The 11,166-nt window shown below is 27.7% G+C and carries 16 protein-coding genes and 1 pseudogene; 6 read left to right on the top strand and 11 right to left on the bottom strand.

Annotated features, from left to right (window positions below; genetic code table 11):
• The 3 genes and pseudogenes from Q1J60_RS04445 to Q1J60_RS04435 all read left to right on the top strand — a co-directional run.
• A partial coding sequence (locus Q1J60_RS04445; RefSeq protein ID WP_300258999.1) for an aldehyde dehydrogenase occupies positions 1 to 1,170 on the top strand: 1,170 nt, incomplete at its 5' end.
• Positions 1,171 to 1,855: 685 nt separating this feature from the next.
• A complete protein-coding gene (locus Q1J60_RS04440) occupies positions 1,856 to 3,235 on the top strand; it encodes a glycoside hydrolase family 1 protein (protein ID WP_300258998.1) in 1,380 nt (459 codons plus the stop codon).
• A 228-nt stretch (positions 3,236 to 3,463) separates the two neighbouring features.
• Positions 3,464 to 3,727: pseudogene (locus Q1J60_RS04435) on the top strand (sugar phosphate nucleotidyltransferase); the annotation flags it as partial.
• A 305-nt stretch (positions 3,728 to 4,032) separates the two neighbouring features.
• Here the strand turns inward: Q1J60_RS04435 and Q1J60_RS04430 are convergent.
• Positions 4,033 to 4,206 carry a hypothetical protein gene (locus Q1J60_RS04430; protein WP_164802608.1) on the bottom strand — a complete coding sequence of 58 codons (174 nt, stop codon included), beginning with the start codon at positions 4,204 to 4,206 and terminating at the stop codon, positions 4,033 to 4,035.
• A gap of 161 nt (positions 4,207 to 4,367) precedes the next feature.
• Here Q1J60_RS04430 and Q1J60_RS04425 point away from each other — a divergent pair, with 161 nt between their 5' ends.
• The gene (locus Q1J60_RS04425) at positions 4,368 to 5,081 is read left to right on the top strand and encodes a hypothetical protein (protein WP_300258996.1); all 714 of its coding nucleotides are present in this window, start codon (positions 4,368 to 4,370) and stop codon (positions 5,079 to 5,081) included.
• Between the two features lie 13 nt (positions 5,082 to 5,094).
• Entirely contained in the window at positions 5,095 to 5,232 is a 138-nt protein-coding gene (locus tag Q1J60_RS04420; RefSeq protein ID WP_300258993.1) for a hypothetical protein, read from the top strand.
• A gap of 58 nt (positions 5,233 to 5,290) precedes the next feature.
• Here Q1J60_RS04420 and Q1J60_RS04415 read toward each other — a convergent pair whose 3' ends face one another.
• The 10 genes from Q1J60_RS04415 to Q1J60_RS04370 all read right to left on the bottom strand — a co-directional run bounded on the left by Q1J60_RS04415 (position 5,291) and on the right by Q1J60_RS04370 (position 10,472).
• Complete coding sequence (locus Q1J60_RS04415; RefSeq protein ID WP_300258990.1) at positions 5,291 to 5,704, bottom strand: hypothetical protein; 414 nt, start codon at positions 5,702 to 5,704, stop codon at positions 5,291 to 5,293.
• Positions 5,705 to 5,716: 12 nt separating this feature from the next.
• Entirely contained in the window at positions 5,717 to 5,929 is a 213-nt protein-coding gene (locus Q1J60_RS04410) for a hypothetical protein (protein WP_300258987.1), read from the bottom strand.
• Between the two features lie 3 nt (positions 5,930 to 5,932).
• Positions 5,933 to 6,217, bottom strand: coding sequence for a hypothetical protein (locus tag Q1J60_RS04405; RefSeq protein WP_300258985.1), 285 nt, complete (start codon positions 6,215 to 6,217; stop codon positions 5,933 to 5,935).
• Between the two features lie 293 nt (positions 6,218 to 6,510).
• Complete coding sequence (locus Q1J60_RS04400; RefSeq protein ID WP_300258982.1) at positions 6,511 to 6,867, bottom strand: hypothetical protein; 357 nt, start codon at positions 6,865 to 6,867, stop codon at positions 6,511 to 6,513.
• A gap of 75 nt (positions 6,868 to 6,942) precedes the next feature.
• Positions 6,943 to 7,662 (bottom strand): hypothetical protein, encoded by a 720-nt coding sequence (locus Q1J60_RS04395; RefSeq protein WP_300258979.1) that lies wholly within the window; start codon positions 7,660 to 7,662, stop codon positions 6,943 to 6,945.
• 306 nt (positions 7,663 to 7,968) lie between these two features.
• Positions 7,969 to 8,421 (bottom strand): BppU family phage baseplate upper protein, encoded by a 453-nt coding sequence (locus Q1J60_RS04390; protein WP_300258976.1) that lies wholly within the window; start codon positions 8,419 to 8,421, stop codon positions 7,969 to 7,971.
• On the bottom strand, positions 8,408 to 8,602 hold the full coding sequence (locus tag Q1J60_RS04385; RefSeq protein ID WP_300258973.1) for a hypothetical protein: 195 nt from the start codon (positions 8,600 to 8,602) through the stop codon (positions 8,408 to 8,410). Before Q1J60_RS04385 ends, Q1J60_RS04390 begins: the two co-directional genes overlap by 14 nt.
• Complete coding sequence (locus Q1J60_RS04380) at positions 8,602 to 8,841, bottom strand: hypothetical protein (RefSeq protein WP_300258970.1); 240 nt, start codon at positions 8,839 to 8,841, stop codon at positions 8,602 to 8,604. The genes Q1J60_RS04385 and Q1J60_RS04380 overlap by 1 nt, the downstream gene beginning before the upstream one ends.
• Before the next feature lie 5 nt (positions 8,842 to 8,846).
• On the bottom strand, positions 8,847 to 9,080 hold the full coding sequence (locus tag Q1J60_RS04375) for a helix-turn-helix domain-containing protein (protein ID WP_300258967.1): 234 nt from the start codon (positions 9,078 to 9,080) through the stop codon (positions 8,847 to 8,849).
• A gap of 978 nt (positions 9,081 to 10,058) precedes the next feature.
• Positions 10,059 to 10,472: a helix-turn-helix domain-containing protein gene (locus tag Q1J60_RS04370; protein ID WP_075810719.1), complete on the bottom strand. Its 414-nt coding sequence runs from the start codon at positions 10,470 to 10,472 to the stop codon at positions 10,059 to 10,061.
• A 182-nt stretch (positions 10,473 to 10,654) separates the two neighbouring features.
• Between Q1J60_RS04370 and Q1J60_RS04365 the strand changes: the two genes are divergently transcribed.
• Positions 10,655 to 11,080 carry a hypothetical protein gene (locus Q1J60_RS04365; protein ID WP_300258965.1) on the top strand — a complete coding sequence of 142 codons (426 nt, stop codon included), beginning with the start codon at positions 10,655 to 10,657 and terminating at the stop codon, positions 11,078 to 11,080.
• Positions 11,081 to 11,166: the final 86 nt, after the last annotated feature.

Below are 11,166 nucleotides of genomic sequence, written 5' to 3'. Positions count from 1 at the left end.
GAAATAAATATGCACATTAAAAACATAAAAAAATGGAGCAAAAAAAGAAGAGTGAAAACTCCATTAGTACAATTCCCAGCAAAAAGTTTTATACAGTTAGAACCTTATGGAGTTGTCTTAATAATAGGTCCTTTTAACTATCCTTTTATGCTTACAATGGATCCTTTAATTGGAGCAATAGCAGCAGGAAATACCGCAGTTATAAAGCCATCTGAATCAGCTCCAGAAACATCTAAAATTCTTAAAGAAATATTAGAAAAAGTATTTGATGAAAATTATGTTCTTCATGTTAACCCAGAAAGAGGAAAAGAAGTTGTAGAAGAACTTTTAAAAGAAAAATTTGATTATATTTTCTTTACAGGAAGTGCTGCTGTAGGAAAAATAGTAATGAAAGCATCTTCTCAATATTTAACTCCTATAACTTTAGAACTTGGAGGAAAAAGTCCTTGCATTATTGATAAAGATTGCAAGGTAGAGTTAGCAGCTCGAAGAATAGTTTGGGGCAAATTAATGAATTCAGGACAAACATGCGTTGCACCAGATTATTTATATGTTCATAAGGATATTGAAGAAGAATTTATAAAAAAATTAGAGAAAGAAATAAGAAATCAATTTGGACATAATCCTTTAGAATCTGAAGACTATTCTAAAATGGTTAATGAAAGAGAGTTTAATAGAGTGCTTTCATACATAGATAAAGAAAAATTAGTTTTTGGAGGGAATTATAATAGAAAAACTTTTCAAATAGAACCAACTATATTAAAAAATGTAACTTGGGATGATGCTGTTATGGAAAGAGAGATTTTTGGGCCTATATTCCCAATTTTAACTTTTGAAAATTTAGATGAGGTAATAAGGATAGTAAATAGTAAAGATAAACCTTTAGCGCTATATTATTTTTCAGAAGATAAAAATAATATTAAAAAAGTTTTGAATAGTACATCATCAGGTGGCGTAACAATAAATGATACTTTAGTTCACGTATCATCCTCATATTTACCTTTTGGAGGAGTTGGAAATAGTGGAATGGGAAAATATCATGGTAAGTATAGTTTTGACTTGTTTTCTAATAAAAAGGGTGTTATGAATAGGAAAACATTCTTAGATTTAAAAATTAGGTATGCTCCCTTCCAAAATAAGTTAATAATTGTTAAAAAAATCATGAAATAAATAAAAAAATGAATGAATATGAGTGGATTTGTATAGAATTTATTAAAAAAGTTATGTATAATATACTTAAAGGTTGTATATGTTTTCAATGGGCGGATAAAATAAAGTGTTCAATTTAATTTAAAGCATACAACTAAATTAGTAATACAATCTTTAAAAGTTACGTCTATTTACTAGTGCCTGTTATTTATAGATGAACTTATGAAAAGCCAATAATGGTATGATAATCATATTTAAGATTAAGTTTTTAGGCTTTAAGGTTTGGGGGGACCTTCTAGTGTAATTACAATTTAAAATGTGAGTTAATTTTTATTTTAAACTTAAAGATAAAAATTTGTTTTTACATGAGTTTTATAAGCTTCAACGGGGAGAAGCTAGTGTATCTTTCGACTTATGATAGATATTAGGGTATTTGTATTGAGAAATTATTTTTATTGTTGAATTTTGAGAGAATTTATTAAGTATGATCATTTAAAGGGGACGTTGTAAGTTTAAAATAAAAGTTAAACAAAATTATATTAGTAATATTGGTTTGAGAAAAAGGTCTAAGTTATACTTAGATCTTTTTTTCTTGAAATTAACCACTTTTTTTTGAATTAAGCCATATAAGAGCTCTAGAAAAATTTTTCTTTAAAATATACAATTAATTAGAGAAAAAGTTTACAAAGGTATAGGAGGGTTTCATATGAAATATACTTTCCCAGAAAATTTTTGGTGGGGAGCTGCAACTTCAGGACCTCAGTCAGAAGGTAGATTTAATAAGAAACATGATAATGTATTTGATTACTGGTTCGATATAAATCCAGAGTTATTTCACAATGGTGTAGGACCAAATGTAGCGTCAAATTTTTATAATAGTTATAAAGAAGATTTAGCAATGCTAAAAGAAATAGGATTAAATTCTTTTAGAACTTCAATTCAATGGACAAGGTTAATTAAAGATTTTGAGACTGGTGAGCCAGATGAAGATGGAGTAAGATTTTATAATGGTGTAATAAATCAATGTTTAGCAAATGGAATAGATATAATTATGAATTTACATCACTTTGATCTTCCAGTTGAATTATATAATAAATATGGTGGATGGGAATCAAAGCATGTTGTAGAATTGTTTGCTAAATTTGCTAAGACTGCCTTTGGTTTATTTGGTGATAGAGTTAAGAAATGGGCTACGTTTAATGAACCTATAGTTATTATTGAAGGGCAGTTTTTGTATAAATGGCATTATCCTTGCATAGTTGATGGAAAAAGAGGACTTCAAGCTGCCTATAATATAGCATTAGCTTCTGCTAGAGCAATAGAAGAGTATAGAAAATTAGGACAAGATGGAGAAATAGGAATAATAGTTAACTTAACGCCAGCATACCCAAGAAGTGAGTCAAATGAAGATTTAAGAGCGGCTGAAATTGCTAATGCTTTCTTCAATGAGTTATTCTTAGATCCAGCAACTAAGGGAGAATTCCCTAAGAACTTAGTTAAAGTTTTAGAGAAAGATGGAGCAATGTGGAATTCTACTAAGGAAGAATTAGATGTTATAAAAAATAATACTGTTGATTTCCTAGGTGTAAATTACTATCAACCAAGAAGAGTTAAAGCTAGATATGATGAATATAGTGGAGAAACATGGTCTCCAGAAAAATATTTTGATAATTATGATATGCCAGGAAAGAGAATGAATCCTCATAGAGGATGGGAAATATATCCTAAGGCAATTTATGATATAGCTAAAAATGTGCAAGAGAACTATGGCAACATAAAATGGTTTATTTCAGAGAATGGAATGGGTGTTGAAGGAGAAGATAAATTCAAAAATGCTGAAGGTATAATTGAAGATGATTATAGAATTGAATTTATAATAGAGCATTTAGAATGGCTTCATAAGGCTATAGAAGAAGGTTCAAATTGTATAGGATATCATTTATGGACTCCAATAGATTGTTGGTCATGGTTAAATTCATATAAAAATAGATATGGATTTATATCATTGGATTTAGAAACTCAAAAGAAAACAATTAAAAAATCAGGAAGATGGATAAAAGAAGTTTCTGATAATAATGGTTTTTAAAACTTTTAATTATCTTAGATTAATTCTAAAATAAATTTTCTAAGTTAATATGACTATGCAAAAGTTTTTTATAAAATTAGTAATAAAATAAATTGATATAAATAAATGAGGAAAGGCTTTAGTTAGAGTATTTTTACTTAAACTAAAGCCTTAAATTTTTTTAATACTCACATAATAGAATATTTTTACATAAAATACACTATAACAATTAACGGAGTTGAAGGCAACATGCTTTACTCATTAATTTTAGCAGGAGGAAAGGGTACTAGACTTTATCCACTTTCAAGGAGTTCAAATCCCAAACAATTTCTTAGCATACACAATAATAGGAAGAGTTTTTTAAGTAATACTGTGGATAGAATTAGACCTATAATTGATAAAGATAATATTTATGTAGTGACAAACAAGGAGTATGAAGACAAAATAAGAGATGAACTTAAAGACATAAAAGAAGAAAATATCTTTACTGAACCTGCTAATAAAGAAACTGCAAAATATAACTATATAGGTCTTATTAATTTTTATTAAATATTCTTTAAGAACTTTTTAAACAATTTTCTATTGAATAAATATTTATATTTACTAATAATAGATATAAGAAATTTGACCTATGTCAAATATACCTAATTATATGTTAATTATTCCTTTATGACCTATATCAATTTGACCTATTCCATTTTGACCTATGTCAAAAATACCTAACATAATAAGACTATATATAAAATAAGACTATATATAAAATAAGACTATATATAACAACTATGTTGTAGTTAGAAATGAGTATAAAAAAAGAGAGATTATTTTTTCTCTCTTTTTATCTTTTCAAATTCATCAACTAAATATTTTTCAATCATTATGTTTATAGTGTCGCTTATAGTGTGTCTATTAGCTTCACTAACTTCTTTTATTATCTCTAAATTATCTAAGTCGAATGTAACTTGAACTCTTTTTTTTCCTTTTCCTATTGCCATTTTTTGCACCTCTCAAAAATTTTTAAATCCGTACAAGTATTGCTATTACTACATTTAGTATATCATAAGTGAATCACCAAAACAATTATATTAAAAAAGGGTGTTGCAAAATAGTACCGTAGGTGGTACACTTAAAACAAGATTAAGAGGAGGTTTTAAAAATGGCTACAAACAAAGGTTTTACAAAGATTGACAATTCTATAATTACAAGTGAGATTCTAAGCAATAACGCAAAAATTTTATATATTCAAATAAAATATTATTCTACAATTCCAAACTTCAAGCTTTGTAAAATCACTTTAAAGAAAGTTTGTAACTTAGGAGAAAAGTTATTTTTAAAAGCTATTAAAGAGTTAAAATCTTTAGGATTAGTAGAGCAAAGAAATGATAGAAAAGGTAAGCAAAACTTCTTTTATTACGCGTTAGTAGAGCAAAATGAAGTTAAAAAGGAACAACCAAAGAAGGTTGAAGAATATAAAGATAATGAGATATTAGAAGGTCAAATCGAGATTGATGAAGCTATGGAGAGCGTAAAAAATGATGATATAGATACTATATCTATTAAATGCGTTGAAGAAGGATTAAATGTTTCAAAGGAAGAAATAGAAAAGGCTTTAAATATTACTAACGAGAAAAGTCCCAAGAACCCAATAGCTTATACTTTAGGCGTACTTAGAAACTTAATCAATGATAGAAAATCTAAAGCTAATACTAACTTTACAAAGAAAAGGTCTTTATTACACATGAATTTTAGTCAAAGAGAATATGATTGGGATTCTTTGGAAAATGAGTTGCTTGGATATGGTTTAGAAGATAGTTGCAACGAACTCGATAAAGTACCAAGTTTGCCGAGTTGTATTGGTAGTGCTTTATAATAGGAGGTAAACTATGGATAAGAATTTTTTAATTGAAGAACTATATAATATGATTGGATTACTAGAATTTTATGAGGAAACTAAGCAATTTACTAAGGTGGTAGAACTTGAAAAAAGAATTAACCAATACATGAAATTATTAAAAGGTTAATATGTAAGGGGGGTTGCCCCCAAGGAGAGAAAAAATGTCATTGTATATAGATACTATATTACCCTTTTAGGTTAGAAATATAGCAATAAATATCTTTAGCAAACTCTTTGCTTGGTGTTTCTTGCTTTTGACTTAAAACTTTGAAAAAGTCAGTTTCATCAAAGATTACTTTTATAGGTTTACCACAACAAAATACTTTATATCTTTCATTGAATGGTTTAAAGTAGAAAATTTGAAGGTCATAAACCTTACCTTTATAATTGAAATACCATATCCTATTACATGAATCCTTAATTAAAGAATTTTTGATTCTATCAAGTTCTAGGTTCATGTTAGGATAAATTAGGTCATTATCTAGTTCGAGTAATCCACCTAAATTGGTATCTAAGACTATAGAACCATCAATCATTCTAGTATCTTTAATATAGCTATAAATTTCGATTTCTAATAAATCTGATGATAAAAATTCCATAAATCATACCTCCTATAGTATCTGCATTAGGATATAGTTAGTAAGATATAGTCTATCTTCTTCACTTAGATTTTCCTTTTTTAGAAGTTCATCTAAGTTGAAATTATTTCCTAATGGTAAAACACGATTCTTCTTATAAAATTTAGTTGCTTGTTGAATATATTCGTCAGATGTTGCACTAATATTATTATTGGCTCTATTACCAATAGCTCTATTTTTAGGCATGGATTATTCAACCTCCAAACCATTAAAGATTGAAGCAGAACCGTTATTATCCTTATATTCTAAGTTTTGCATTAAGCTTACGATTTCTCTTACATTAGAATTGTATGAGCTTGAAAGCTGTCTAAGCTCCTTAGGATTAGTACAATTATTTAAAGCTTTCTTTAACTTAGAGTTTGTATCATTTAAAGTAACTAACTTATCAAATAGATATTCGTTAGTTTGAGAATCCTTTAAATCTTTTCTAAGTAATTTTAGTTTTTTAGGAATATAATATTGTTGTTGTTTCATTTATTAAAACCTCCATATAGTGAAATTTCGTTATTAAAAATTAAAGGAAATTAAAGGTTGATTTTGGCTAAAAAGTATGCTATTCTTATATTAAGAAAACGCTACAAGCGTTGGTATGACTAGCTTTGCGGGCATTCCTCATTAAATGGGGAGTGCCTTTTTTGTTTAAAAAAAAAGATTTTATATTCTTCATGCGAAATAAGGAATTGGGGGCGTCAACTGTATTTGGGGCTATCTTTTTTTTCTTCCAAATAATGGGGATATCAAAAAAGGATTCTCCTTGATGATACTACCTAGCTTGTCCCATTCCTAAAGCTAAAAAGTTCTTTAAGTAGTTGTAACTTGCTCTTGCCTTTGCTCTTTGCCTTGCCAAGCTCTCTAAGTTGCTTCTCTTTGTACTTTATTTCTTGTTTGATTTCTTTTATTCTTTCTTTGTAATGTTCTTGACCTTGTTTAGTTCTTAGTTCTTGTTCAAGCTCATTAAGTTCTTTAGTTATTCTACTCTTGTTATACTCTTCTCTTGTAGTAAATGTATTAGTAGTTATGTTAGTGTTCTTCTTATTCTCTCTTAGTTCCTCAAGCTCTTTGAAGCTTTGACCTCCTAAAGTTGTTGAGTAGTTAGTTGGCTTGTTGCTCTTAAAGATTCTCATGTTCTTTCTCCTTTACTTATTTAGTCTTATGTAAAGTAAGTAGATTAGTTACTACTTACTCTTTAAAAGAATGATTTATATATTACTACAACTATAAACATTAGATTCATCTATAAAAGACAAACCATAATTATAATAGATATTAAACTCTCTTTGACCTTTTCTAGCTAATTCGACTGTCTGTTGAATCTCTTTACAATTCCCAACTATCTTGGCTATTAATTCATCTAGTGAGATTAAACTGATATTGGTTATATCCTTAGCAACTAATATTGGGACTTGTCCATCATAAACAAATTCACCCTTGAACTGCTTTACTAGGGATTCACCACTTGCATTCTTTAACTTTAATAGGCTCTCTAAATGTGTAGGATTAACTACTAAGTGATATCTTATATTGGGCTTTCTCTTTGATAGTATTTCATCTAAGCTCTTTAACTCATGGCTATTGGTAATACTTAATATTTCTTGAGCTAATATCTTATTGAAGTGTAAAGCCTTTAACACCTCAACTTGATGTTGAACCATTCCCACTTTAACATCTGCAAAAACATCTAAATTATCAAATGTTAAATTCTCGTTTAAAGTGTATTCCTCATTAAGTCGTAACTCGTTCATAGTAACTGTTCCTGCACTATCCATGATTGGGAATACTGGGACTTTTATATCACTATAAATTCTATCCTTTGATATTCTACTAAGGATATTAGTTTCTCCCATTGGTAGACTTATTAAGTCCATAAACTTTATCATCTTTAAATTATCCAATTGAGTTTCTCTTAAAAATTTTGACATTATTATCTTCTCCTTTAAAATTAAAATTTGATCGAGATACTATTACAAGTACCTATTATATTGTTGCTCCACCCAAGGGTATTTATTTTGATACTCTTGGATTTTCTTATTGATTTCATCTATCTTACTTTCATAAAAATTAATCATTTTATAGTCATTATTATTAAGATAGTAGTAATATTGGTTATGGAGATAACTCGATTCTTCTATCAATTCACAATAACTCTTAAAGATTCCTTGCCAATCTACATTATTACTTCTATCTCTTTTCTTTATTAGGTCAAACCATGTGAATAAACTCATTAATTAACCCCTTTCATTATTTGGTGTAATTGAAGCTTCTATCGTAAATGTGAATGGTTGACTTGTAACTCTAGCACCTTCTAACTTATTAGCAATTATGACTTCTGCAATAAATTGACCACTACCATTTATCAACTCTTTATTAAGAACCACATTGAAAATGTTTGTTGCTCTATTCTTATATTTAAGCTTGATTTCCTTGTATTCTTCATTAAAGCATGATTCTAAGTTTACGTATCTCATGATTTTTAGTTGCTGAGATGTTATTGTATTTTCATGTTTAAAGCCTAAGAATATTTCATCTCCTTCTGATAAATGAATTGGCTCTCCATTTGCTACAATTTCAAGCTCTAGTATTGAGCTATTAATATCATATTGTTTAAATACTGCTCTAGTATTTAGTAAGTTATTCTTTAGAATATCAACCACTATTCTATTAGTCCTATTGTAGTTCATCTTCTATTACCTCATCTTCTTCTATATCAAGCATAGATTCAAAATCTATATTTCCAGTTGATTCCTTAGCTAATTCTGTAATACTAGCCCCTTTTAAAGTTCCTAAACATTTGCTTCTTCTTATTCTTTCTTGTAAATTATTAACAACCATTACTGGTATTCCATCTATATATTGAACCACTAATTAAAGCCCTCCTTTAAAACCTTTGTATATTTAGCTTCTAATCCTAAGATTTCTAATATATCCTTTTCTCTTTCTAAGTCATAAAGGTAATTATAGTAAGGTTTTCCGTAGTAATTTTGTTTAAATTCCCTTCTAAAATAACCTTTAGAAACTAAAAGATTATCATTGATAAGTTTTCTAATTTCTTTATTAGTCCTTCCAGTCAATGAAGCTAATCTCTTTGTATTCCCTTCCATTACCTTTAGTCCTCCTTCTTATCTAAGATGAAAATATCATCAAGTGATAAACCAAGGATTTCACATATAACCATATGAGTTCTAAGAGAAAAGCTTTTTCCATTTATAGCTTGAGAAACTCCACTTTGATAGACTTCAAAGCCAAAATTCTCATAGATTGAAATCATAAGTCTAGTGAAATTGATTTCTTTTTCCTTCATAGTGTTTTTATATAGTTGTGTATTTACTTTTACTTTCATATAATTAAGTTCCTCCTATTTTTTTGTTTTCATATGTAAAAAGCCAATACTTATAATTAAGTACTGGCTATCGAATTTATATATCAAGAAAGGAGATAAAAAAGAAAAATTTCATAGTTTAAAAGGTAAACTATGTAATCAATAACTCACATAAGAAAGGTTTTATTGTCTTTCCGTATGAGCTATTGAAATGACATTATCCAACTTTTTAAAATATAAAATAAATAAGATTGTGTTATGTTTTGATGATAATAGCCTTTCGCTACTATGTACTAGGGACTAAAGAAGCATGGAAATTAGCCCCTAGCTAAAGATTTTTTTTAAGGAATTTTTAATACTAACTGCTCTATTAGAACAAATTACTATAGCTTGAAAATGAGAAAAGCTATAGTATGTAAAAAATTTTTCTCCTCAATACATAATATAAAGTTAATAGAAAATTAATAATAGTAAATTAAAATTACCTTCTCATTATTCTAATATAAGTAAAAATATATTTAGTAACACTTTTACAAATATGTAAAATTTACCCCTATATTTATATTATATAGAAACCAGTTTAAAAGTTAACCGTACATCTTATTAAATGTACTTTTTTCCACATTTTTATGGACTTATTCATTTTGACCAAAGCCCATAAGGATTCTTTTCTATCTAAAAATCATACAAGTATTGATATTACTAGCTTAGAAGGTAATTTTATACTTTAAAAGTAGTGTCAGTTTTGTCTGATTGTTGCTATAAGGATTCAAGAACTGGCTTCCAGTAGAGAGTATCTTTCTTTAGAACTAAATAAGAATTAAGTCCAATCTAGCCAAAACTTGGCTAGGTGTATTTATATTTTTCTATTTATATTATTCTATTTATATTATTCTCATCCTCTATTGAGGAAGTACTTTTTCCCTATTTGAGGAAGTACTTTTTACCCCATTTGAGGACATACTTTAAAAAAATATTTAGACACAAAAAAAGAAGGTTTTAAGCAACCTTCTTTTCAATTACAATACCGTCATTTTCAATTATTTCATAAACTTCTTCTATTCCGTAAAGATAGTAAACGTTGTTGAAATGAGAACCTAATTTTCTTTTTTCTATTCTAACTAGTCCAAAGCTTTCTAAATACTTGATAGCACTACTTAATTTATTCTTATTAATTCCTATAGATTCTACAATTGTTTCTCTACTAGGATAACAATAGTCCTTGTCCATACATCTACTTAATAAATACATATATAGGTGAAAAGCTTCGCTATCTAGTAATGTTATTGTAGCATTTTGAACCATAGTGAAATCTTTTTTGATATCCTTTATGCTACAAACTTTAATCTTTTTCTTTGCTCTGTTTTCCTTTCTTTTTTCTTCGATTCCAACTCTATTTTTTCTGTTCTCCATAATAAATATACCTCCTAAAAATTTATCTTATATTTATGTTATATAATTTCATCCGTGAAAATTAATCTTTAGAAGTTTGATTTATTATTTACAAAATGTTAAAAAATGACGATTAATCACCAAAAAAGCATTTATATAATATAAATATAAGCGAGTTAAGTGGTTTAAAGGAGAGATTAATTATGATGAAAGAAAGATTTGAATTATTACAATTAAAGGAACTAAGAGAGATTACAACTTTAAGCACTCTAAGAAAGAATGACCTAGAGTATATCATGGTAAATGTTCTAGGATATGAAGGGCAAAAGTTAACTAGAGTTCAAATGATAGAAAAAATAAGGGAATCTAAAAGATATCTGCTACTTAAAGAATTTGAGCTAGAAGTTGCTTTAATAGGTACTAGAGATAGAATAGTCGAATTAGCCCTTGATATATTAGCGAATGGAGAATGTTATAGAAAATATATTGAATTTAAGCTAGATAGCATTGGAATAGATTTAAATGAAGAAGAACCAAGGTTTGAAAACTTAGAGCCTACAAATATAGAAGTTGTTTTAAAGTATGGATTTGGAATACCTTCAATTAAAGATAATGACCTACCGTTTTAATGAGAGTTAAATGCAAAATAAAAATATAATTTTATTTTAAATAAAAGAGTTAAAAGTGTGCACATTTCTAACTTGATATTAATAAG

The sequence above is a fragment of the Clostridium sp. genome (assembly GCF_029258205.1).
Classification (GTDB): domain Bacteria; phylum Bacillota; class Clostridia; order Clostridiales; family Clostridiaceae; genus Sarcina.
This window is presented reverse-complemented; position numbering and strand designations above follow the sequence as displayed.

Coding starts and splice junctions, on each gene's coding strand:
- Q1J60_RS04380 (WP_300258970.1), bottom strand. CDS start 8,841: ATGGAAGGGAATACAAAGAGATTAGCTTCATTGACTGGAAGGACTAAT.
- Q1J60_RS04440 (WP_300258998.1), top strand. CDS start 1,856: ATGAAATATACTTTCCCAGAAAATTTTTGGTGGGGAGCTGCAACTTCA.
- Q1J60_RS04365 (WP_300258965.1), top strand. CDS start 10,655: ATGATGAAAGAAAGATTTGAATTATTACAATTAAAGGAACTAAGAGAG.
- Q1J60_RS04400 (WP_300258982.1), bottom strand. CDS start 6,867: ATGAGAATCTTTAAGAGCAACAAGCCAACTAACTACTCAACAACTTTA.
- Q1J60_RS04420 (WP_300258993.1), top strand. CDS start 5,095: ATGGATAAGAATTTTTTAATTGAAGAACTATATAATATGATTGGATTA.
- Q1J60_RS04415 (WP_300258990.1), bottom strand. CDS start 5,704: ATGGAATTTTTATCATCAGATTTATTAGAAATCGAAATTTATAGCTAT.
- Q1J60_RS04430 (WP_164802608.1), bottom strand. CDS start 4,206: ATGGCAATAGGAAAAGGAAAAAAAAGAGTTCAAGTTACATTCGACTTA.
- Q1J60_RS04425 (WP_300258996.1), top strand. CDS start 4,368: ATGGCTACAAACAAAGGTTTTACAAAGATTGACAATTCTATAATTACA.
- Q1J60_RS04370 (WP_075810719.1), bottom strand. CDS start 10,472: ATGGAGAACAGAAAAAATAGAGTTGGAATCGAAGAAAAAAGAAAGGAA.
- Q1J60_RS04375 (WP_300258967.1), bottom strand. CDS start 9,080: ATGAAAGTAAAAGTAAATACACAACTATATAAAAACACTATGAAGGAA.
- Q1J60_RS04410 (WP_300258987.1), bottom strand. CDS start 5,929: ATGCCTAAAAATAGAGCTATTGGTAATAGAGCCAATAATAATATTAGT.
- Q1J60_RS04390 (WP_300258976.1), bottom strand. CDS start 8,421: ATGAACTACAATAGGACTAATAGAATAGTGGTTGATATTCTAAAGAAT.
- Q1J60_RS04405 (WP_300258985.1), bottom strand. CDS start 6,217: ATGAAACAACAACAATATTATATTCCTAAAAAACTAAAATTACTTAGA.
- Q1J60_RS04395 (WP_300258979.1), bottom strand. CDS start 7,662: ATGTCAAAATTTTTAAGAGAAACTCAATTGGATAATTTAAAGATGATA.